Source organism: Ensifer sp. D2-11 (genome assembly GCF_054161295.1).
In genome coordinates this window covers 2,935,782-2,955,879 of the sequence record NZ_CP096433.1, presented here as the reverse complement: position 1 = coordinate 2,955,879, position 20,098 = coordinate 2,935,782, and the positions used below count along the sequence as shown (strand labels likewise).

21 protein-coding genes are annotated in these 20,098 nt (G+C 64.1%); 13 read left to right on the top strand and 8 right to left on the bottom strand.

Features of this window, described 5'->3' with window-relative positions:
* Window positions 1–96: 96 nt before the first annotated feature.
* From infC to pheT, 5 genes are all read left to right on the top strand, one after another.
* The gene (gene infC / locus M1D34_RS14210; RefSeq protein WP_014527030.1) at window positions 97–633 is read left to right on the top strand and encodes a translation initiation factor IF-3; all 537 of its coding nucleotides are present in this window, start codon (window positions 97–99) and stop codon (window positions 631–633) included.
* A 240-nt stretch (window positions 634–873) separates the two neighbouring features.
* Window positions 874–1,077 carry a 50S ribosomal protein L35 gene (gene rpmI / locus M1D34_RS14205; protein ID WP_004435490.1) on the top strand — a complete coding sequence of 68 codons (204 nt, stop codon included), beginning with the start codon at window positions 874–876 and terminating at the stop codon, window positions 1,075–1,077.
* 36 nt (window positions 1,078–1,113) lie between these two features.
* The gene (gene rplT / locus M1D34_RS14200; protein ID WP_004435481.1) at window positions 1,114–1,518 is read left to right on the top strand and encodes a 50S ribosomal protein L20; all 405 of its coding nucleotides are present in this window, start codon (window positions 1,114–1,116) and stop codon (window positions 1,516–1,518) included.
* A 145-nt stretch (window positions 1,519–1,663) separates the two neighbouring features.
* Complete coding sequence (gene pheS / locus M1D34_RS14195; RefSeq protein WP_004435478.1) at window positions 1,664–2,746, top strand: phenylalanine--tRNA ligase subunit alpha; 1,083 nt, start codon at window positions 1,664–1,666, stop codon at window positions 2,744–2,746.
* Between the two features lie 33 nt (window positions 2,747–2,779).
* The gene (gene pheT / locus M1D34_RS14190) at window positions 2,780–5,206 is read left to right on the top strand and encodes a phenylalanine--tRNA ligase subunit beta (RefSeq protein WP_498779570.1); all 2,427 of its coding nucleotides are present in this window, start codon (window positions 2,780–2,782) and stop codon (window positions 5,204–5,206) included.
* 318 nt (window positions 5,207–5,524) lie between these two features.
* On the opposite strand, the gene M1D34_RS14185 is transcribed toward pheT, so the two are convergent.
* Together M1D34_RS14185 and M1D34_RS14180 are read right to left on the bottom strand one after the other, a co-directional pair.
* Window positions 5,525–5,884, bottom strand: coding sequence for a nuclear transport factor 2 family protein (locus M1D34_RS14185; RefSeq protein WP_004435473.1), 360 nt, complete (start codon window positions 5,882–5,884; stop codon window positions 5,525–5,527).
* Between the two features lie 154 nt (window positions 5,885–6,038).
* The gene (locus M1D34_RS14180) at window positions 6,039–7,034 is read right to left on the bottom strand and encodes an aldo/keto reductase (protein WP_498779567.1); all 996 of its coding nucleotides are present in this window, start codon (window positions 7,032–7,034) and stop codon (window positions 6,039–6,041) included.
* A 180-nt stretch (window positions 7,035–7,214) separates the two neighbouring features.
* Here M1D34_RS14180 and M1D34_RS14175 point away from each other — a divergent pair, with 180 nt between their 5' ends.
* Entirely contained in the window at window positions 7,215–8,105 is an 891-nt protein-coding gene (locus tag M1D34_RS14175; RefSeq protein ID WP_004435466.1) for a LysR family transcriptional regulator, read from the top strand.
* A 33-nt stretch (window positions 8,106–8,138) separates the two neighbouring features.
* Here M1D34_RS14175 and M1D34_RS14170 read toward each other — a convergent pair whose 3' ends face one another.
* Window positions 8,139–8,630, bottom strand: coding sequence for a YciE/YciF ferroxidase family protein (locus tag M1D34_RS14170; protein WP_004435461.1), 492 nt, complete (start codon window positions 8,628–8,630; stop codon window positions 8,139–8,141).
* A gap of 220 nt (window positions 8,631–8,850) precedes the next feature.
* Here M1D34_RS14170 and M1D34_RS14165 point away from each other — a divergent pair, with 220 nt between their 5' ends.
* Both M1D34_RS14165 and M1D34_RS14160 read left to right on the top strand, forming a co-directional pair.
* On the top strand, window positions 8,851–9,621 hold the full coding sequence (locus tag M1D34_RS14165) for an SDR family oxidoreductase (RefSeq protein ID WP_248448730.1): 771 nt from the start codon (window positions 8,851–8,853) through the stop codon (window positions 9,619–9,621).
* Between the two features lie 140 nt (window positions 9,622–9,761).
* Window positions 9,762–10,436: a hypothetical protein gene (locus M1D34_RS14160; RefSeq protein ID WP_498779564.1), complete on the top strand. Its 675-nt coding sequence runs from the start codon at window positions 9,762–9,764 to the stop codon at window positions 10,434–10,436.
* A gap of 78 nt (window positions 10,437–10,514) precedes the next feature.
* Here the strand turns inward: M1D34_RS14160 and M1D34_RS14155 are convergent, their stop codons facing one another.
* On the bottom strand, window positions 10,515–11,465 hold the full coding sequence (locus M1D34_RS14155) for an aldo/keto reductase (RefSeq protein WP_153319020.1): 951 nt from the start codon (window positions 11,463–11,465) through the stop codon (window positions 10,515–10,517).
* A 215-nt stretch (window positions 11,466–11,680) separates the two neighbouring features.
* On the opposite strand from M1D34_RS14155, the gene M1D34_RS14150 reads away from it, so the two are divergent.
* Window positions 11,681–12,667 carry a Gfo/Idh/MocA family protein gene (locus tag M1D34_RS14150; RefSeq protein ID WP_027992935.1) on the top strand — a complete coding sequence of 329 codons (987 nt, stop codon included), beginning with the start codon at window positions 11,681–11,683 and terminating at the stop codon, window positions 12,665–12,667.
* Between the two features lie 48 nt (window positions 12,668–12,715).
* On the opposite strand, the gene M1D34_RS14145 is transcribed toward M1D34_RS14150, so the two are convergent.
* On the bottom strand, window positions 12,716–13,126 hold the full coding sequence (locus M1D34_RS14145; protein ID WP_004435446.1) for a hypothetical protein: 411 nt from the start codon (window positions 13,124–13,126) through the stop codon (window positions 12,716–12,718).
* A 127-nt stretch (window positions 13,127–13,253) separates the two neighbouring features.
* Here M1D34_RS14145 and M1D34_RS14140 point away from each other — a divergent pair, with 127 nt between their 5' ends.
* The 3 genes from M1D34_RS14140 to M1D34_RS14130 all read left to right on the top strand — a co-directional run bounded on the left by M1D34_RS14140 (window position 13,254) and on the right by M1D34_RS14130 (window position 16,334).
* Window positions 13,254–14,045, top strand: coding sequence for a helix-turn-helix domain-containing protein (locus tag M1D34_RS14140; RefSeq protein ID WP_004435442.1), 792 nt, complete (start codon window positions 13,254–13,256; stop codon window positions 14,043–14,045).
* Between the two features lie 118 nt (window positions 14,046–14,163).
* Window positions 14,164–15,744: an exodeoxyribonuclease VII large subunit gene (gene xseA / locus M1D34_RS14135; RefSeq protein WP_498779561.1), complete on the top strand. Its 1,581-nt coding sequence runs from the start codon at window positions 14,164–14,166 to the stop codon at window positions 15,742–15,744.
* Window positions 15,744–16,334 carry an NAD(P)H-dependent oxidoreductase gene (locus M1D34_RS14130; RefSeq protein WP_153314270.1) on the top strand — a complete coding sequence of 197 codons (591 nt, stop codon included), beginning with the start codon at window positions 15,744–15,746 and terminating at the stop codon, window positions 16,332–16,334. The genes xseA and M1D34_RS14130 overlap by 1 nt, the downstream gene beginning before the upstream one ends.
* Before the next feature lie 8 nt (window positions 16,335–16,342).
* Here M1D34_RS14130 and M1D34_RS14125 read toward each other — a convergent pair whose 3' ends face one another.
* Window positions 16,343–16,837 carry a MarR family winged helix-turn-helix transcriptional regulator gene (locus tag M1D34_RS14125; protein ID WP_010968485.1) on the bottom strand — a complete coding sequence of 165 codons (495 nt, stop codon included), beginning with the start codon at window positions 16,835–16,837 and terminating at the stop codon, window positions 16,343–16,345.
* A 113-nt stretch (window positions 16,838–16,950) separates the two neighbouring features.
* On the opposite strand from M1D34_RS14125, the gene M1D34_RS14120 reads away from it, so the two are divergent.
* Window positions 16,951–17,823 carry an EamA family transporter gene (locus M1D34_RS14120; RefSeq protein WP_027990461.1) on the top strand — a complete coding sequence of 291 codons (873 nt, stop codon included), beginning with the start codon at window positions 16,951–16,953 and terminating at the stop codon, window positions 17,821–17,823.
* Window positions 17,824–18,063: 240 nt separating this feature from the next.
* On the opposite strand, the gene M1D34_RS14115 is transcribed toward M1D34_RS14120, so the two are convergent.
* Complete coding sequence (locus M1D34_RS14115) at window positions 18,064–19,320, bottom strand: aminopeptidase (RefSeq protein ID WP_004435431.1); 1,257 nt, start codon at window positions 19,318–19,320, stop codon at window positions 18,064–18,066.
* Window positions 19,321–19,390: 70 nt separating this feature from the next.
* The gene (locus M1D34_RS14110) at window positions 19,391–20,077 is read right to left on the bottom strand and encodes a glutathione S-transferase family protein (RefSeq protein WP_498779557.1); all 687 of its coding nucleotides are present in this window, start codon (window positions 20,075–20,077) and stop codon (window positions 19,391–19,393) included.
* Window positions 20,078–20,098 lie beyond the last annotated feature (21 nt).

Here is a 20,098-nt window from a genome sequence, read left to right as displayed (position 1 = left end):
CATTGCCGTCAGTGACTGTTTCAAGCGCTTCTGTTTGAGATCGCGCTGACCGTTTGACCGAATATTTACTATCAATAGCTCGAGGAGAGTACGACCATTCGCAGACCCTTCAAAGCGGACGCTCCAGTCAAGGAAGGACCGCGCGCAAACAAGGAAATCCGGGTCCCCCGGGTTCAGCTTATCGATGCCGAAGGCCAGAACTTGGGCAGCATTCCGATCGACCAGGCGCTCCGCATGGCGGACGAGGCCGGTCTCGACCTCGTAGAGATCGCACCGAACTCCGATCCGCCGGTGTGCAAGATCCTCGACCTCGGCAAGCTGAAATACGCGAACCAGAAGAAAGCCGCCGAGGCGCGCAAGAAGCAGAAGATCGTCGAGATCAAGGAAATCAAGATGCGCCCCAACATCGACACCCATGATTATGAGGTGAAGATGAAGGCCATGAACCGCTTCTTCGAGGAAGGCGACAAGGTCAAGGTGACGCTGAAGTTCCGCGGCCGCGAAATGGCCCACCAGGAACTCGGCATGAAACTTCTGATGCAGGTCAAGGACGACACCCAGGAAATCGCCAAGGTGGAAGCCGAACCCAAGCTCGAAGGCCGCCAGATGATGATGGTGCTTGCGCCGAAGTGATCGGCGGAGCCTGATAGACCAGACACGCTTGGTGAAGCCGCCCCGGGAGGAGTTCGTGGGGCGGCTTTCCTTTTTGGCAAGGCTTACGCGCGAGCGGCCTCCGGACCGCTTGCCTTTTCCGGGATGTGCGGTTATAAGCCCCCGTCCGAACGGTCCGGCAGGGCATGCCGTGGCCGTTCTTAACGCTGGAAATGGGCTTCGTCTGCCTGTTTCGCATATCAAGAACAATGGAGTAGCAAAATGCCCAAGATGAAGACGAAATCGTCTGCCAAAAAGCGGTTCAAAATCACCGCAACCGGCAAGGTTAGAGCTGCTGCTGCTGGCAAGCGCCACGGCATGATCAAGCGGTCCAACAAGTTCATTCGCGACGCGCGCGGAACCATGGTTCTCGCTGAGCCTGATGGCAAGAAGGTCGTCAAGAACTACCTGCCTAACGGTCTTTAAGACGTCTGGCGATTTGGATTTTAAGGAGATCATGACATGGCACGTGTAAAACGCGGCGTAACCTCCCACGCCAAGCACAAGAAGACGCTCAAGGCCGCCAAGGGCTTCTACGGCCGCCGCAAGAACACCATCCGCGCCGCCAAGGCAGCGGTGGATCGTTCCAAGCAGTTTGCTTACCGCGACCGCAAGGTCAACAAGCGCAATTTCCGCGCACTCTGGATCCAGCGCATCAACGCTGCCGTCCGCGAGTTCGGCCTGACCTACGGCCGCTTCATCGACGGTCTGAACAAGGCCGGCATCGAAGTCGACCGCAAGGTTCTGTCCGACATGGCGATCCATGAGCCGGCAGCATTCGGCGCCCTGGTCGAAGCTTCCAAGAAGGCGCTCGCCTATCTCAAGGAAGCCGGCACGGCAAACGAGTTTGAAAGCGCTGTCCGTTAAGCCAGCGTTTTCCCAAGACCGTTTCTGAAATTGTTGGGAAACCCGCGCTGGCAGGGCTGGCGCGGGTTTTTCTTGTTCGGCTCGCGGCGCGATCCTATCGCCGAAGGGTCGAACCGATACACGAACCGCATCGAGGCAGGACAGAATGAGCGAACTGGAAACATTGGAACGGACCTTGCTGGCGGAAATCGACGCTGCCGCCGACGAGGGCGCGATCGAGGCGGTGCGCGTCGGCGCGCTCGGCAAGAAGGGATCGATCTCGGAATTGCTGAAGACGCTCGGTTCGATGAGCCCGGAGGAACGCCAGACCCGCGGCGCGCGCATCAATGCGCTGAAGAACACGGTGACGGAGGCGATCTCCGCCCGCAAGACGGCGCTCAAGGATGCGGCGATCGCCGAACGGCTGGCGCGCGAGACGGTGGACATCAGCCTGCCCGTCCGGTCCTCGCCGGCCGAGCGCGGCCGCATCCATCCGATCAGCCAGATCGTCGACGAGATCACCGCGATCTTCGGCGACATGGGTTTCTCAATTGCCGAGGGACCGGATATCGAGACCGACTACTACAACTTCACCGCGCTGAACTTCCCCGAAGGTCATCCGGCCCGCGAGATGCACGACACCTTCTTCTTCGCGCCCGACGAGAAGGGTGAGCGCAAGGTGCTGCGCACGCACACCTCGCCGGTGCAGATACGCACGATGGAGGCCGGGCAGCCGCCGATCCGCATCATCATTCCCGGCAAGACCTATCGCCAGGATTCCGACGCGACCCACTCGCCGATGTTCCACCAGGTGGAAGGCCTTGTCATCGACAGGACGGCGAATGTCGCCAACATGCGCTGGGTGCTTGAGGAATTCTGCAAGGCCTTCTTCGAGGTCGATCAGGTGACGATGCGCTTCCGCCCGTCCTTCTTCCCGTTCACGGAACCCTCCTTCGAGGTCGACATCCAGTGCGACCGCTCCGGCCCGATCGTCAAGTTCGGCGAGGGCAAGGACTGGATGGAGATCCTCGGCTGCGGCATGGTGCATCCGAACGTGCTCAGGGCCGGCGGCCTCGATCCGGACGAATATCAGGGCTTCGCCTGGGGCATGGGCCTCGACCGCATCGCCATGCTGAAATACGGCATGCCCGACCTGCGCGACTTCTTCAATGCCGATGTCCGCTGGATGACCCATTACGGCTTCCGCCCGCTCGACATGCCGACGCTCTTCGGCGGCCTCTCGGCGTGACCCGCGCAGAAAATCAAGGACACAGGTGACATCATGAAGTTCACGCTCTCCTGGCTGAAGGACCATCTGGAAACCGACGCCTCGCTCGAGGAAATCTGCGCCCGCCTGACGATGATCGGGCTGGAAGTCGAGGATGTCGACGACAAGGCGGCCTTCAAGCCCTTCGTCATCGCCAGGGTGATCTCCGCCGAGCAGCACCCAAATGCCGACAAGCTCAGAGTGCTGATGGTCGATACCGGCTCCGGCGAGCCGGTGCAGGTCGTCTGCGGCGCGCCGAACGCGCGCAAGGGCCTCGTCGGCGCCTTCGCCGCGCCCGGCACCTACGTGCCCGGCATCGGCGTGACGCTCTCCGTCGGCAACATCCGCGGCGTCGAGAGCCGCGGCATGATGTGCTCGGAAAAGGAGCTGGAGATCTCCGACGATCACACCGGCATCATCGACCTGCCCGAGGATGCGCCTCTGGGCACCAGCTATGCGGACTATGCCGGCCTCGACGATCCGGTCATCGAGATCAACCTGACGCCGAACCGGCCGGATTGCACCAGCGTCCACGGCATCGCCCGCGATCTCGCGGCATCCGGTCTCGGCACCTTGAAGACGCGCCCGGCGCCGTCCTTCGCCGTGGAAGGCGAGACGCCCGTCAAGGTTCGACTCGATCTGGGCGAGGACAGGCATCTCTGCCCCGGCTTCGCGCTTCGCCTCGTGCGCGGCGTGAAGAACGGCCCGAGCCCCGCCTGGATGCGCCAACGGCTGACGGCCATCGGCCTCCGCCCGATCAACGCGCTGGTCGATATCACCAACTATCTGACCTTCGACCAGGGCCGGCCGCTGCACGTCTTCGACGCGGCGAAGGTCGCGGGCAACCTGACGGTCCGCCGTGCAAGGGAAGGCGAAAAGGTACTGGCGCTCGACACGCGCGAATATACGCTGTCGCCGGCCAATGTGGTGATCGCCGACGAAGAAGGCGTCGAGTCGATCGGCGGCATCATGGGCGGCGAGCATTCCGGCTGTGACGAGAACACCACCGACGTGCTGATCGAATCGGCGCTCTGGGATCCGATGAATATCGCCAAGACCGGCCGCACGCTCGGCATCATCACCGATGCGCGCTACCGCTTCGAGCGCGGCGTCGATCCGGAATACATGGCGCCCGGCCTCGAACGGGCGACCGAGCTGGTGCTGGAGCTCTGCGGCGGCACCGCGGCCAAGATGGACGTCGTCGGCTATGACGGCCACGAGCCCAGGTCCGTCGATTTCCCGGTCTCGGAGGTCAGGCGCCTGACCGGCCTCGAGGTCTCCTCCGAGGAGAGCGTTTCCATCCTCAGGAAGCTCGGCTTCGGCGTCGAGGGCTCCGGCGAACGCCTGACGGTAGCCGTTCCCTCCTGGCGGCCGGATATCGACGGCAAGGCTGACCTCGTAGAGGAGGTCATGCGCATCCATGGCGTCGACAACATCGTCGCCGCGCCGCTTGCAAGCCACAATGCCGTCAACGGCAAGATCCTGACGACCCTGCAGATCCGCACGCGCCAGGCCAGGCGCGCGCTTGCAACCCGCGGCATGCTCGAAGCCGTCACCTGGTCCTTCATCCCGGAAGGGCATGCGAAGCTCTTCGGCGGCGGCCAGCCGGAACTCAAGCTCGCCAATCCGATCGCCGCCGACATGTCCGACATGCGTCCGTCGCTTCTGCCGGGTCTTCTGGCCGCGGCGCAGCGCAATGCCGACAAGGGCTATGGCGATGTCGCCATTTTCGAGGTTTCCGGCACCTATGAAGGTGATACGCCCGAGGCGCAGCGGCGTGTCGCCGGCGGCGTGCGCCGCGGCACAGCGTCGCTCAACGGCACCGGCCGCCTTTGGTCGAACGCCGTAAAGGGCGGCGGCAAGCCGGTCGATGTCTTCGACGCGAAGGCCGATGCCATCGCCGTGCTCGAGGCCTGCGGCGTGCCCATGGCCAATGTCCAGTTCGAAGCCGGCGGCCCGGCCTGGTATCATCCCGGCCGCTCGGGGACGATCAAGCTCGGTCCGAAGATCGTCCTCGGCGCTTTCGGGGAGTTCCACCCGAAGACCCTCGACGCGCTCGATGTCTCCGGACCGCTTTCAGGCTTCGAGATCTATATCGATGCCATGCCGGAGCCGAAGAAGAAGGCGACCCGCACCAAGCCGGCGCTGGAGCTTTCGCCGTTCCAGGCAGTCAAACGCGACTTCGCCTTCGTCGTAGACAAGGGGGTCGAGGCCGCCGCGATCGTCAGGGCCGCCTCCGGCGCCGACCGGAAACTGGTAACGGCAGTCAACGTCTTCGACGTCTTCGAAGGCGCATCTCTCGGCGAGGGCAGCAAGTCGGTAGCGATCGAGGTAACGATCCAGCCGGTCGAGCGCACGCTGACGGACGAGGACTTCGAGGCCCTGACCGCCCGGATCGTCGCCAATGTGGCGAAGAGCACAGGCGGCGTGCTGCGCGCCTGATGGATGGAGGGGGACGGTGCCAAGGCGGCCACGATTCCCCTTCGCCCCGCTTGCGGGAAGAAGGTGCCGGCAGGGTGACGGAGTTCCCTTCGACAGACGCGACGTGCGCTTTACGTCGTGTGCGGCCCCTCATCCCGCTGCCGCGACCTTCTCCCCGTTCTGACGGGGAGAAGGGGCAAGCGGCGCGCCAGCAGCTATCCGGTAGCCGATGGAGGAGCAGGAGGGTCCCGCGAGTCCCTTCGCCCCGCTTGCGGGAAGAAGGTGCCGGCAGGCGGATGAGGGGCGGAGTTCACCGCGCACACTTTTCCTCATCCAGCTCTAGCCGTGCCGGTGCCAGACCTTGTTGACGATCAGCCACCGCCCGTCGACCTTCAAGAGCGACAGATAGTCCGAATAGCGCGCGCCGGCGAATTCATCGATTACCTTCACGCTGGCGACGTCGCCGGTGATGTGGACCATCTCCACTTCCATGAGCGGCTGCGCATCCGGCGGCGCCGCGCCTTCCCTGACGATGGAGGCGATGAAGGCGTCGCGTGTCAGCCACTCGACGGCATCGCCTGAATTGCCGACGATCGATGCGCTCGGATGGAAAGCCTTGCGCAACGCTCCCTCATTGGCGAAGGCCATGCCGTCGACATAGAGATGGACAACCGCGCTGATGGCCTGCTCTTCGGACATGGATGATCCCTCCTTTCCGGAACGGTAGACGCCTGTGGTGACTATCCGCCCCCAGGCCGTTCCAGTCCCGATGAAGGCGGACACCCTCATAGGTAGGACATCGCAACGAAATTGCGATGCCCCATCCAACCGTTAGAGCCACCGGTTCATCGGTTCACCTGTTCGTCAGCGCCAGCGATGCATCGGTGTAGCGATTGCCGGCGACCAGCGTTGGCGAGAGCGCTTCGCCGAGTTCGGCGCGTTCGCTGCCGGTGAGGACGATCCCGGCGGCGGCGACGTTCTGCTCGAGGTGCTCGATCCTGCGCGCGCCGGGGATAGGAACGATGTCCTCGCCCTGGTTGACGACCCAGGCGAGCGCGAGCTGGGCGGCTGTAACGCCTCTCTCCATGGCGAGCCTTTCGAGCGTCGCGACCAGCGCGGCGTTGGCCTCGAAGTTCTCCTCTTGGAAGCGCGGCAGCGACCGGCGAAAATCGTCGGCAGCGAGGTCTTCGACCTTGCGGATGGTGCCTGTCAGCATGCCGCGCCCGAGCGGGCTATAGGGCACGAAGCCGATGCCGAGTTCGCGGCAGGTGTCGAGCACCTCCTGTTCCGGGTCGCGCGACCAGAGCGAATACTCGCTCTGTATCGCTGCGATCGGATGCACGGCATGGGCGCGGCGGATGGTGGCGGCGCTTGCCTCGGAAAGCCCGATTGCGCGCACCTTGCCCTCCTTCACCAGTTCCGCCATCGCGCCGACGGTTTCCTCGATCGGCACGGCGGGATCGACGCGGTGCTGGTAATAGAGGTCGATGACGTCCGTCCCGAGTCGCTTGAGGGAGGCCTCGGCGACGGCCTTCGCATTTTCCGGCCGGCCGTCGACGCCTTTGATCGCCTCGGCGGCGGGCTTGCCCGGGTCGATGCGGAAACCGAACTTGGTGGCGATCACCACCCGGTCCCGCCGGCCGTTCAGCGCCTTACCGAGTAGCTTCTCGTTTTCATAAGGTCCATAAACTTCCGCCGTATCGAAGAAGTCGACGCCGAGTTCGATGGCGCGGTGGAGCGTGCGGATCGACTGGCTCTCGTCGGCTTCGCCATAGGCGAAGCTCATGCCCATGCAGCCGAGGCCAACGGCCGAAACGGTGAGTTCGTTACCGAGCTTGCGGGTCTTCATTGGATGTCCTTTCGGGCTGAACGCGCGGCTTAGGGTCGCCTGCGGCGTTAGCGAAGAAGATGGAGTAGCCTGTCGGGCCGAAGCTTTCGCCACGGGCCCAACGACAAGGCGAAGATAGGTGCCGCACGGCCGGTTGAAAATCTCTGTCAATTCTCACGGGCTGTTCTATTATTTCGATCAATGAACCGCACACAGCTCTCCCAACTGGCCGTCCTTTCCGCCGTCGCCGCCCATGGCAGCTTCCGCGGCGCGGCGAAGGAACTCGGCATCGCCCCATCGGCCGTCAGTCACGCCGTGGGCAGTCTGGAAGCGAGCCTCGGCGTTCGTCTCCTCGCGCGCACGACGCGCAGCGTCGCCGCCACGGAGGAGGGAAAGCGCCTGCTGGAGCGGCTGCGTCCGGCGCTCGACGACATTGCCGAGGCGCTGCAGCGGGCGGCGGAGGCGCGCGATCGTCCGGCCGGGAAACTGCGCATTACCGCCCCTCGTTTTGCCGCCGACCTCATTCTTGCGCCGCGCCTTGGCGACTTTCTCGGGCGCTATCCGGACATCGTCCTCGAAATCGCCAATGAAGACGGCTTCACCAATATCGTAGAGGAGGGATACGACGCCGGCATAAGGCTCGGCGAAAGCCTGGAGGCCGACATGGTGGCGGTGAAGGTCGGGCCGGAACTGAAAAGCGCGGTCGTCGCCGCACCTTCCTATTTCGAGCGCTTCCAGCGGCCGCGGCACCCGCGCGATCTGGCGGGCCATCGCTGCATCCGCCGCCGCTTCTCCAACGGCACCATATATCGCTGGGAGTTCGAGAAAGAGGGGGAGGAACTGACCGTTTCGGTGAACGGCCCGCTCATTCTGGGCGAGGACCGGCCGATCATCGAGGCCGCCATCGGCGGTGCGGGGCTCGCCTATCTCTTCGAGCCGCGCGTCAGCGGATATGTGGCTGAGGGCAAATTGGTCCGGGTGCTCGAGGACTGGTGCGCGCCCTATGCGGGGCCTTTCCTCTATTATCCGACCCGCCGGCTGATGCGTCCGGCGCTCCGGGCCTTCATCGATTTCTTCCGGCACAGCGGCTGACGGCCGGCGGGGAGCGCCGGCCGTCGTGGCAGCTTACGCGGCCTTCTTGTTCACTTGGGCCATCGCGAGTTTCGTCAGGTCCTCGTCGGTGACGACTTCTTCCTTCAAAGTCGCGTCGAGCAGCGATACTGCATCCTTGAGACCGATGGTCTTTGCCCAGGTCTTCAGGGTGCCGTAGCGGGAGATTTCATAATGCTCGACCGCTTGCGCGGCGGAGATGAGGCCCGCATCGAGCGCGGCGGTGCCCTTGAATTCGTCCATGATCTCTTCGCCCTCGGCGACGATGCCCTCGATCGCCTCGCAGGTCTTGCCCTGCGCGCGCTTGCCGATCATTTCGAATACCTGCTGCAGCCGCTCCACATGGGTCTCGGTCTGCTCCTTGTGCTTCTCGAACGCGGCCTTGAGCTCAGGGGCCTGGGCGGCGCGTGCCATCTTCGGCAAAGCCTTCAGGATTTTCCGCTCGGCATAATAGATGTCCTTGAGCGTATCGTGGAAGAGGTCGTCCAGCGTCTTTTCTTTGGCCATTTCCGTTTCCTTCCTCGTCTGCTTCGTGTTGCCTTCGACCCGCAATCAACAGCAAAGGGCGAAGATTTGTTCCTCGCGACTGCAAAAAGCGCGTGAGGCGTGGGTCAATTCCGCCGCTTGCGCGATAGGTGTCCGTTTCACCTCAGGCGGAAATCGGGTGGTTGCAGCGTGGCGCATCGGCAATGGTCCCGCCGTAAACGCAATCGGACGGAGAAGAACCATGTCGAGACTGGAAGGTAAAATCGCGATCGTCACCGGCGCAAGCTCAGGTATCGGCCGCGCCGCGGCGCTGCTCTTTGCACGCGAGGGGGCAAAGGTCGTCGTTACCGCCCGCAACGGGAATGCACTTGCGGAGCTTACCGACGAGATCGCCGGAGAGGGCGGTGAGGCGGCAGCGCTTGCCGGCGACGTGGGCGACGAAGCCCTGCATGAGGCGCTGGTCGAACTGGCGATGCGCCGCTTCGGCGGTCTCGATACCGCCTTCAACAATGCCGGGGCGCTCGGTGCGATGGGCGAGATCTCGTCGCTCAGCGTAGAAGGCTGGCGCGAGACGCTCGATACCAATTTGACGAGCGCCTTCCTGGCTGCGAAATATCAGGTTCCGGCAATTGCGGCACGGGGCGGCGGTTCGCTCACCTTCACTTCGAGCTTCGTCGGCCACACGGCCGGCTTTGCCGGGGTCGCCCCCTATGCGGCGAGCAAGGCGGGGCTGATCGGGCTGGTGCAGGCGCTGGCGGTCGAACTCGGCGCGCGCGGCATTCGCGTGAACGCGCTGCTGCCCGGCGGCACCGACACGCCTGCCAATTTCGCGAACCTGCCGGGAGCGGCGCCCGAGACGCGCGGTTTCGTGGAAGGGCTGCATGCATTGAAGCGCATCGCGCGACCCGAGGAAATTGCCGAAGCGGCGCTTTATCTCGCCTCGGACGGTGCTAGCTTCGTGACCGGCGCTGCGCTGCTGGCCGACGGCGGCGCTTCGGTGACGAAGGCGTGAGCGCAGAGCGTGAGCACAGGAGCTAGAGCATTTCACTGTTTCAGGGAAACACTGAAATGCTCTAACCGTTTGATCTAACGCACTTCCGGACGGAAAACCGTTACATACTTTTCCTGGAAGTGCTCTGAAGCGGGGGAAGCATGAAGAAACCCGGGTCGATGAAATCGCTCGAAGACCTCGGGCGCGTACGCCTCTCGAAGAACTTTTTCCTGCGCGATTTTCTTCACTCCGAAATCGCGGAGTTCTACCGGATCCCGAATATCCCCGACGATCCGGAACTGGCGATCGAGGCCGGACGGAAACTTTGCGAGGAACTTCTGGAGCCGCTCGAGGCGACCTTCGGTCGGCTGCACATCCGCTCTGCTTACCGAAACCGCGCGGTGAACGCCTTCGGCAACGCCAACAGGCTCAACTGCTCGACCAATGCGGCAACGGCAGCCGACCATATCTGGGACATGCGCGATGCGGAGGGCTGCATGGGGGCCACCGCCTGCATCGCCATTCCCTGGGTCTGGGACCGGGAGCGTCACGAAGGCGGCTGGCAAAGCCTGGCGTGGTGGATTCACGACCACCTTCCCTACGCCTCGCTCTGCTTCTTTCCCAAGCTCTGGGCCGTCAACATCCAGTGGCACGAGAGGCCGCGGCGCAGAATCAGCAGCTATGCCGAGCCGCGCGGGCTGCTGACCAAGCCCGGCATGGCCAACCACGAAGGCAGCCATGCGCATCTTTACGAAGGCTTTCCGACGATTGCGTTCGGGGCACTCGCCTCTCCCCAACCCCTCCCCACAAGGGTCCCACAAGGGGGAGGGGCTTAGATGCCGCCCGGTCCGCCGGCCTAGCCCTCCCCCCTGTGGGGAGGGGCCTTCCTCTTCGGGAAAATCGAGAACGTCCCTCTATTCGCTCACTTCGTTCAGCCGCCTTATCGCCTCTTCCGGCAACGCCAATTCCGCCGATCTCACCAGGCTTGCCAGCTGGTCGGGATTGGTGGCGCTGGCGATGGGTGCGGTGACGCCCTCGCGGGCGATGATCCAGGCGAGCGCGATCTCCGCCTGTTTCGCGCCGGTCTCCTCGGCGATTTCATCCAAGACGCCGAGAATCCGCATGCCGCGTCCGTCGAGATATTTTTCGACGCCGCCGCCGCGGGCGGAGCCCTCCAGGTCCTTGTGCGAGCGGTACTTGCCGGAAAGAAAGCCTCTCGCAAGGCTGAAATAGGTGATGACGCCGATCTCCTCGGCGATGCAGAGATTGCGCAGCGGACCGTCATAGGAAGCGCGGTCGTAGAGATTGTATTCGGGCTGCAGCACGTCGTAGCGGGGCAGATCCTTCGCCGCCGCAACGTCGAGAGCATCGCGCATCTGCTGCGCGTCGAGATTCGATGCGCCGATCGCCCGCAGCTTGCCCTGGGAGAGAAGCGTATCGTAGGCGGCAAGCGTCTCGTCATAGGGTATGTCGGGGTCCGGCCAGTGGGAGAGATAGAGGTCGATATAGTCGGTCTGCAGGCGTCGCAGTGAATCCTCGACTGCCTGCATGATCCAGCGCCGCGAGAGGCCCTTGCGGTCCGGTCCGAGTTCCGAACCCACCTTGGTGACGATGACGGCGCTATCGCGCGAGCGTCCGGATTGCTTCAGCCATTTTCCGATGATCGCTTCCGATTCGCCGCCTCTGTTGCCCGGCGCCCAGGAGGAATAGACGTCGGCGGTGTCGACGGCATTGAAACCCGCATCGAAAAAGGCGTCGAGAAGCGAGAACGATGTTTTCTCATCCGCGGTCCAGCCGAAGACGTTGCCGCCGAAGACGAGCGGGGCAATCGAGAGGCCGGTACGGCCAAGTCTGCGCATTTCCATGGTTTCGCTCCATGTGGTTGGATGAAAACAAGCTGCGATTGGGAGGATTGCGGCAAAAACATAGGCCAGCTCGCCATCGAATGACACCTGCATTCGTGGTTTTTCTGACCTCGCCACGGCTTGCTAGGTACGTACCTCGGGGATAGTCTCGCGCAGCTTGTGCCCAGGGGAGTGTCGCGCGTCCTTCGCGCCGCGCACGAAAAGGAGTTTGCCTCATGCTGCGTTTCGGAATTTTGTCGACGGCCAAGATCGGCCGCGAGCTCGTCGTACCCGCGATCCAGGACGCCGAGAACTGCGTTGTCACGGCGATCGCGAGCCGCGATCTCGCCAAGGCGAGGGCCATGGCCGACCGTTTCTCCGTGCCGCATGCTTTCGGCTCCTATGAGGAGATGCTCGCCTCCGACACGGTCGACGCCGTCTATATCCCGCTGCCGACGTCGCAACATGTCGAATGGGCGATCAAGGCGGCGGATGCCGGCAAGCATGTACTTTGCGAGAAGCCGCTGGCGCTGAAGGCCGAAGAGATCGACGCCGTGATCGCGGCGCGCGAGCGCAACAAGGTGCTGATCTCGGAAGCCTATATGGTGACCTACAGCCCCGTCTGGCGGAAGGTGCGCTCGCTCATCGCGGAAGGTGCCATCGGGCGCCTCAGGCATGTCCAGGGCGCCTTCACCTATTACAACCGCGATCCCGGCAACATGCGCAACGTCCCGTCGCTCGGCGGCGGAGGTCTGCCGGATATCGGCGTCTATCCGGCAATCACGACCCGGTTTTCGACCGGCAAGGAGCCGCTGCGCGTGCAGGCCAATACCGAGCGCGATCCGGAATTCGGCACCGACATCTATTCGAGCGTTCGTGCCGACTTCGGAGATTTCGAACTGAGCTTCTATATCTCGACACAGCTCGCCGCCCGCCAGGTCATGGTCTTCCACGGCGACAAGGGCTACATCGAGGTGAAGTCGCCCTTCAATGCCGATCGCTACGGCCGGGAAGAGGTGGAACTGACCAACCAGAACCACGGCCAGTCGCAGCTCTTCCGCTTCCAGGATGCGCGTCAGTACAAGCTCGAGGCCGAGGCCTTCGCACGTGCTGCGAAAGGTGAAGCGGAGGACGTGGTGACACTGGAAAACTCGCGCCTGAACCAGATGTTCATCGACGCGATCTATCGCGCCAGCGAAAAAGACGGCTGGGAGCCCGTCTGAAGCCGGCTAAAGGATAGGCCCGGCGCACGTTGCGCCGGGCCTATCCATTCATGCGGCCTGGAGCAGCCGCGCCTGAGACGCGCCCCGCATCTTGAAGAAGAGGAAGTCGGCGACACCGACCATGGCAACGACGATCAGCGCCATTCCTGCGACCGTCAAGGCGGAATAGGCAGACGCAAGAATGGCGAGGCTTCCGACCTGCCACAGGATGTCTCCGGTGATGCTGATCCGTGTTGCGAGGGCGCTCGGCCCTCCTTTTCTGGCCGTGGCGAGGTGGAAGGCGCCCCAGACGAGGAGCCCGGCGCCGAGCGCCATGATCACCGCAGGCGATAGGGCGGGGCTGACGACCGCCGCCAGCGGCTGCGCTGCCGCGAGGAGAGCCGAGCCGGCGATCAGCGAAAAGATGCCGTCGGCGAGAAACGTCTTGTTGAGAAGAGAGCGGGTGGAAAGATCGAACATGTCTGTCTCCATCGGTTGTCGATGGGCAGATGCTGGACCAGAGCGGTCATCAAACCAATTACCTCCGAGGTAATGGATTTTGTGCCGCGTTCGGGCGAGGCTGCCCCCCGCAACAGGGAAGATATCAATGGAATTCGGCAGCCGCCTGAAGGAATGGCGAGGACATCGCCGCATGAGCCAACTCGATCTCGCGATGGCGGCGGGCATTTCCGCGCGCCATCTATCGTTTCTGGAGACGGGCCGCTCCAAGCCGTCCGAGGGAATGATCCTGCGGCTCGCCTCGGTTCTCGACGTCCCCGCGCGCGAACAGGGCACGCTTTTCACCGCGGCGGGCTACCGGCCGCGCGTTGCGGCGCGGCCGGCAACGGGCCTCGATGCAATGCCTCCGGCCGTCGCCCATGCCATCCGGCTGATGCTCGACCGGCACGATCCCTATCCGGGCCTCGTTTTCGACCACCAGTATACGGTGCTGCTGACCAATCCGGCTTTCCAGGCGCTCGTCGACGCCACGGGCGTTCCGTTCAAGCCGGGGGAGAACTTCCTCGACGGCTTTCTCGGTGCAGAGAGCGTCCGCAGCCTCGTGGTCAATTGGGAAGCCGCCGCAGCCGATCTCGTTCAGCGGGTTCGCATGGAGGCGTGGCTGCAGGGGCCGCGCAGCCCCTTGCAGCGCAGGCTGAACAGGCTGGTTGCCGACCCGGCGGTGGCGGTGGCGATCGAGAACTTCCCGGCGACAGACCGCTTGCCGGTGCTGCCCATCGAGCTGCGCCTCGGTGACGCGGCGCTTAGCTTCATCACGACTCTCTCGACCTTCGGCTCGACTCAGGACGCGCTTGTAGAGGGCGTTCTGATCGAATCCTTCTTTCCGGCCGACGACGCGACCCGGCGCTTCTTCGGGCAGGGCGGGCGCGACGTCCAATAGGTTTTCCGTCCGGAAGATCGTTTCGCTGGTTCGATGAAACAGTGAAACGATGCAGAAAATCCGCAGATAGCTACGCCTCACTGCTGATCTTCGCCGCGGTGTCGGCTACAAGTGACGCATGACTTCGTTCTTTGATTCCGAATCTCCCTCCAACGTCGCCGAATATTCGGTGTCGGAATTGTCCGGCTCGATCAAGCGCACGGTCGAGCAGGCCTTCGAGCATGTCCGGGTGCGGGGCGAGATTTCCGGCTACCGCGGCCCGCATTCCTCGGGACACGCTTATTTCGCCCTGAAGGACGATCGCGCCCGCATCGATGCGGTCGTCTGGAAGACCACCTTCGCGCGGCTGAAGTTCCGGCCGGAGGAGGGGATGGAGGTCATCGCGACCGGCAGGGTCACGACCTTCCCCGGCTCGTCCAAATATCAGATCGTCATCGACTCGCTTGAGCCGGCCGGTGCCGGGGCGCTGATGGCGCTTATCGAGGAACGCAAGCGCAAGCTTGCGGCGGAGGGCCTTTTCGATGCGGGCCGCAAGCGGCCGCTGCCTTTCATGCCGAGGGTCGTCGGCGTCGTGACCTCGCCGACCGGAGCTGTGATCCGCGACATCCTGCACCGCATTGCCGACCGTTTCCCGGTCCATGTCATCGTCTGGCCGGTGCGCGTGCAGGGCGACGGCGCCTGCGAGGAGATCGTGGCGGCGATCGAGGGTTTCAACGCGCTGCAGCCGGGCGGCTCCATTCCCCGGCCCGACGTGCTGATCGTCGCGCGCGGCGGCGGCAGCCTCGAGGATCTCTGGTGCTTCAACGACGAGGCGATGGTGCGCGCCGCGGCGGCTTCCGCCGTCCCTCTGATCTCGGCCGTCGGTCACGAGACGGACTGGACGCTGATCGACCATGCGGCCGACCAGCGGGCGCCGACGCCGACCGGTGCGGCCGAAATGGCGGTGCCGGTGAAGGCCGATCTCGAGGCCCAGCTCGCCAGTCTCGCAGCCCGGCTCAAGGGCGCCGCGGCGCGGCAGATGGACAATCGCCGCCAGGCGCTGCGCTCGCTTGCGCGGGCGCTGCCCTCGCTCGACCAATTGCTCGCCTTGCCTCGGCGTCGCTTCGACGAGGCGGCCGCCGGACTCGGCCGCGGCCTGCAGATGAACACCGCCAACAAGCGGCGAAGCTTCGAACGCAATGCGGCCCATCTCCGGCCGGAGCTCCTGACGGCAAGGATCGTCGATCGCCGTCAGCGCGTCTTGGATGCCGTCAACCGGGCCGAGCGCATCGTCGAGCGTAAGGTTCAACGTGGCGCTCAGCGCATTTCGTCCGCCGATGCCTCGCTCCGCGTTCTGCCGTCGCGGCTGATCGGCCAGATTCATCGCGCATCGGATCGCGTTTCCAGCCTGGGCAGGCGTGGGGATGCGGCGATCGCCGCCGATCTGCGCAGGATGAAAAGCGCGCTGGCAGCACAGGACCGCGTGCTGCAGTCGCTCTCCTATCACAGCGTCCTGCAGCGCGGCTTCGCGCTGGTGCGCGATGCCGCGGGCGAGCCGGTTAAACAGGCGGCTGCCGTGCATCCCGGGATGGCGCTTTCGCTGGAATTCGCCGATGGCCGCATCGCGGCGGTCGCCGGCGAGGACGGCACTGCGCCGCAGTCGCCGAAGAAGCGGCCTGCACGCTCCGGCGAGCCGACGAAGCAGGGCAGCCTCTTCTGATGCATATCCTGATGGTGCTCGCCCATCCGCTCGAGGAGAGCTTCGCTGCGAGTGTCGCCCGCATTGCCCGGGAAACGCTCGAGGCCAGGGGCCATACGGTCGATCTGCTCGACCTTTATCGCGAAGGCTTCGATCCGCGGCTGACCGTGGCCGAGCGGGGCAGTTATTTCGATAAAGATTACGACGCCTCCGGGGTCTCCCCCTGGATCGAGCGGCTGAGGGCTGCGGACGGACTCGTGCTCGTCTTTCCGCAATGGTGGTTCAATTTCCCGGCGATACTCAAGGGCTTCTTCGATCGCGTCTTCGCGCCCGGGGTCGCTTTCGACCATGATGCGGCAGGCGGCCGTATCGTTCCTCGCCTCGGCGACATCAGGCTATTCTGGGCGCTGACCAGTACCGGGTCCCCCTGGTGGGTCGTGCATCTCTACATGGGAAATCCGGTGCGGCGGCTGCTGAAGCGCGGCATCGCCGCCTTCTGCGGCAAGGGCCTCGACTTCCGCATGATCACTCTGCACGACATGGATCGGGTGACGGAGGCGAAGCGGAAGCGCCATATCGAGCGTGTGAGGGCTCTGGTGAGCCGCATCTGACCGGCGACCTATTCGAAGACCGCGAGGAATTTCCTGAGTAGCGCGTCCAGTGCCTCCCGTTCATCGGGTTCGAGGCCCGCAACGAGGCGCTGCTGGTTGGCGACATGGGCAGTGACCGCCGCGTCCACGCGCTTGAGACCCTCCGGTGTCAGAGCGATGAGGACACCGCGCCGGTCTTCCGGATTGTCCAGGCGTTCGACCAGCCCGGCTTTCTCGAGCTGGTCGATGCGGTTGGTCATCGTGCCGGAGGTGACCATCGTCGTTCCCAGCAGATCGCCCGGCGAGAGCCGGAAGGGCGGACCGGAGCGCCGCAGCGTTGCGAGCACGTCGAAACTCGCCGAGTTCAAGCCGTGATCGGCAAGGGTGCTTTCTACCTCACGAGCGAGATGAGCCCGGAGCCGCGACAGTCGACCGAGCAGACCCATGGCTGTCGCATCGAGCTCCGGCCGCTCTCTGCGCCACTGCGCCAGGATTTTGTCAACGTGATCCATATCCGTCTGCATCAGCGGCCTGAGTGAACGTTTCGACCTTCCCGAAGTCGTAGCCTCCATGTATCTTGACGTCAAGATAAATTGGAGTAGAGTTATCTTGATCTAAAGATTCTTGAGGTGAAGAGATGGGTACGCGCAGCACCGATATTCTGCTCACGGCCATAGCGCCGGCCATATGGGGCAGTACCTATCTGGTCACAACGGAATTCCTGCCGGCCGGTTACCCGGTCACGGTCGCAATGCTGAGGGCGCTTCCGGCAGGACTGCTGCTGCTGCTTGTCGTCCGGCAGATGCCGACGGGTGTGTGGTTGGCGCGCAGTTTCGTGCTCGGCGCGCTCAACTTCTCGTTCTTTCAAACGATGCTTTTCGTATCCGCCTACCGGCTGCCCGGCGGTGTAGCCGCAACCGTCGGAGCCATTCAGCCGCTGATCGTGATCGTCCTGTCGCGCATCGTTCTCGGCTCGCCGGCCCGGGCGTTGAGCGTCGTTGCCGGCATTGCCGGCATGGCGGGGGTCGCGCTCCTGGTGCTGACGCCAAAAGCGGCGCTGGATCCGGTGGGCGTCGCGGCCGGCTTGGCAGGCGCCGTCTCCATGGCTTTCGGCACCGTGCTGAGCCGACACTGGACGCCGCCGGTCTCGCCGCTCACCTTCACCGCCTGGCAATTGGCGGCCGGCGGGCTGCTTCTGGTGCCGGTCACCTTGCTGCTGGAACCCTCTTTGCCACCGCTCACAGCCGCGAATATTTTGGGCTTTACCTATCTCGGCCTGATCGGCACCGCCTTCACCTACCTTCTCTGGTTCCGTGGGCTGTCGCGGCTCGAACCCTCCCAGGTTTCGCCGCTCGGCTTCTTGAGCCCCGTCGTCGCGATCCTCATCGGCTGGGGCGTGCTCGATCAGCAGCTGACGGCGGTGCAGGTGCTTGGGATCGCAACCGTCTTCGCAAGCGTGTGGATGAGCCAGTACGCACAGACCGCTCGCCGCGCGGCAGCCGCCCCCTAACCCTCTCCCCCGAGCGAGCTAGTAGGGACATATACTCCTCTGGCGGGAACCGCTTCCACGCTTGGCGGCAACAAGCCGGCGTAACCAACACAAGGAAGCAAGAAGGGATATGCCGCGCCCGTTCGCTCCCTCGGGCGGGGCGGTGAGTACGGGGTTCAGTTGGGGCCGCTTGTCCCTTCTCCCCGCCTGCGGGGAGAAGGTTGCCGGCAGGCGGTTGAGGGGCTCATCGGGCCCGCAGTGTCAGGCCCACTCGCCTTTGCGCATGACGGGCACACGGGCGCCGTCCGCACGAACCCCGTCGATGTCCACCTCGCCCGAGCCGATCATCCAGTCGATATGGATCAGGCTCGAATTGCCGCCCTGGGCGCGGATCTGCTCCTGGCTGAGGCTCGCCCCGTCGAGGAAGCACTTCGAATAGCACTGGCCGAGCGCGATGTGGCAGGAGGCGTTCTCGTCGAAGAGGGTGTTGTAGAAGAGGACGCCGCTGGCCGAGATCGGCGAGGAATGGGGCACCAGCGCCACTTCGCCGAGCCTTCGGGCGCCCTCGTCGGTGTCGAGCACCTTGTTCAGCACCTCCTCGCCGCGTGACGCCCTGGCCTCGACGATGCGGCCGGCTTCGAAGCGCACCTGGATATTGTCGATCAGCGTGCCCTGATGGGAGAGCGGCTTCGTGCTCGACACATGGCCTTCGACGCGCAGCGCATGCGGCGTAGTGAAGACCTCTTCCGTCGGGATGTTCGGATTGCAGGTGATGCCGTTCTTGGCGACCGAGGCGCCGCCATGCCATTCGTGGCCGTCCGCCAGCCCGACGGTGAGGTCGGTGCCGGGGCCGGTGAAATGCAGCGCGGCGAAGCGCTCCTCGTTCAGCCAGGCCGAACGGCGGTGCAGATTGGCATTGTGCTCTTTCCAGGCGGCGATCGGATCGCCGACGTCGACGCGCGAGGCGGCGAAGATGGCATTTGCCAGCTTTTCCACGGCAACCGCCTCGGGATCGTCAGGGAACATCTGCTTCGCCCAGGAGGGGTTCGGATAGGAGACGATGTTCCAGTTGATGTCGAAGTTGGAGATCTTCTCGAGCGCCGGCTTGTAGGCGATCGAGTTCGCCTTGTTGGCGCGGGCGACCTTCGCCGGATCCTGAGCCGAAAGCAGCATCGGGTTGTCGCCGGCGATGGCGAGGCGCGCAGCACCTCCCGCATAGGCCTTGGCCATGCCCTCGTAAAGCCAGTCGCTGGCGCGGTCGAAACTCTCGTCCGGCGCATGGGCATAGCGGGCAAGCGTCGCTTCCTCGTCGGCATAGAAGGTCGTCACCAGTCCGGCGCCTGCCATATAGGCGTGCTTGGTGATGAGGCGCACGAGCGGCAGCGCCGCGATCGGCGCGGTCATCACCAGATCCTGGCCCTTCTGCAATTGCAGACCGACCTTGATGGCGACCTCGGCGAGCTTTTCGAGCTTGACCGGATCGATTGGATTCCTTGTGGATTGGAGGGGGGCGTTCATGGCTGCTCCTGCGCGTCTTCTTGCGGATGTCAGCGGTTTTAGACCGGTTCCGCCGAAAACAGAAGCTCCTTCAGGCAGCCACCCTTTCCGTCTTGAGCAGCGCTGCCTCGTGCTTCTCGAGGAAGGCCATCAGCCGCTGCGGGTAGTCCTCGCCGACCGCGGCTTTCACGCTCGGCCTCCCGGCCAGCGCCTCGCGCCAGGCGGTGACGCGCGGCAGGCCCTGAAAGACGCCGCTGTCGGAAATCGTGTCGAACACGTCGAAATAGCGGAAGATCGGCGCGAAGACGGCGTCGACAAGGCTGAAGGCGCTGCCTGCAAAATAGGGGCCGCTGCCGAGTTCCGCCTCGACGGTCGCGAACTTCGACTTGAGCACGTTGCGTTTGGCTTCGAGCGTGCCTGCGTCCTGCGTTGTTTCGTAGACCCAGAGGTCGGAGAGGATTGCGGAGCCGAACTCCATCCAGCCGCGATGGCGTGCCCGCGCCAGCGGATCGGCGGGGTGCAGCTTCGGTCCGGCCTGTGTTTCCTCCAGATATTCGCAGATGACGGTGCTCTCGAAGAGGATCGCTTCGCCGCCATCCTGTGAAATGCGGAGCAGCGGCACCTTGCCGAGCGGCGAGATCTTCAGGAACCAGTCGGGCTTGTTGGCGAGATCGATATCGACGCGCTCGAAGGGTACGCCTTTTTCGTGCAGCGCGATCGCAGCGCGTTGCACATAGGGGCAGAGATGGTGGCTGATCAGGGTGAGCTGCGCCGTCATGGTCGTTTCCTGTCTGTATTT

Bases quoted from the DNA above. Each gene is read 5' to 3' on its own strand.
- M1D34_RS14125 (WP_010968485.1), bottom strand. From the start codon at position 16,837: ATGCAGACGGATATGGATCACGTTGACAAAATCCTGGCGCAGTGGCGC.
- M1D34_RS14155 (WP_153319020.1), bottom strand. From the start codon at position 11,465: ATGGAAATGCGCAGACTTGGCCGTACCGGCCTCTCGATTGCCCCGCTC.
- rpmI (WP_004435490.1), top strand. From the start codon at position 874: ATGCCCAAGATGAAGACGAAATCGTCTGCCAAAAAGCGGTTCAAAATC.
- M1D34_RS14165 (WP_248448730.1), top strand. From the start codon at position 8,851: ATGTCGAGACTGGAAGGTAAAATCGCGATCGTCACCGGCGCAAGCTCA.
- M1D34_RS14145 (WP_004435446.1), bottom strand. From the start codon at position 13,126: ATGTTCGATCTTTCCACCCGCTCTCTTCTCAACAAGACGTTTCTCGCC.
- M1D34_RS14185 (WP_004435473.1), bottom strand. From the start codon at position 5,884: ATGTCCGAAGAGCAGGCCATCAGCGCGGTTGTCCATCTCTATGTCGAC.
- pheS (WP_004435478.1), top strand. From the start codon at position 1,664: ATGAGCGAACTGGAAACATTGGAACGGACCTTGCTGGCGGAAATCGAC.
- M1D34_RS14120 (WP_027990461.1), top strand. From the start codon at position 16,951: ATGGGTACGCGCAGCACCGATATTCTGCTCACGGCCATAGCGCCGGCC.
- M1D34_RS14170 (WP_004435461.1), bottom strand. From the start codon at position 8,630: ATGGCCAAAGAAAAGACGCTGGACGACCTCTTCCACGATACGCTCAAG.
- M1D34_RS14130 (WP_153314270.1), top strand. From the start codon at position 15,744: ATGCATATCCTGATGGTGCTCGCCCATCCGCTCGAGGAGAGCTTCGCT.
- M1D34_RS14180 (WP_498779567.1), bottom strand. From the start codon at position 7,034: ATGAAGACCCGCAAGCTCGGTAACGAACTCACCGTTTCGGCCGTTGGC.
- M1D34_RS14160 (WP_498779564.1), top strand. From the start codon at position 9,762: ATGAAGAAACCCGGGTCGATGAAATCGCTCGAAGACCTCGGGCGCGTA.
- M1D34_RS14115 (WP_004435431.1), bottom strand. From the start codon at position 19,320: ATGAACGCCCCCCTCCAATCCACAAGGAATCCAATCGATCCGGTCAAG.
- M1D34_RS14175 (WP_004435466.1), top strand. From the start codon at position 7,215: ATGAACCGCACACAGCTCTCCCAACTGGCCGTCCTTTCCGCCGTCGCC.
- rplT (WP_004435481.1), top strand. From the start codon at position 1,114: ATGGCACGTGTAAAACGCGGCGTAACCTCCCACGCCAAGCACAAGAAG.
- pheT (WP_498779570.1), top strand. From the start codon at position 2,780: ATGAAGTTCACGCTCTCCTGGCTGAAGGACCATCTGGAAACCGACGCC.
- M1D34_RS14150 (WP_027992935.1), top strand. From the start codon at position 11,681: ATGCTGCGTTTCGGAATTTTGTCGACGGCCAAGATCGGCCGCGAGCTC.
- M1D34_RS14140 (WP_004435442.1), top strand. From the start codon at position 13,254: ATGGAATTCGGCAGCCGCCTGAAGGAATGGCGAGGACATCGCCGCATG.
- M1D34_RS14110 (WP_498779557.1), bottom strand. From the start codon at position 20,077: ATGACGGCGCAGCTCACCCTGATCAGCCACCATCTCTGCCCCTATGTG.
- xseA (WP_498779561.1), top strand. From the start codon at position 14,164: ATGACTTCGTTCTTTGATTCCGAATCTCCCTCCAACGTCGCCGAATAT.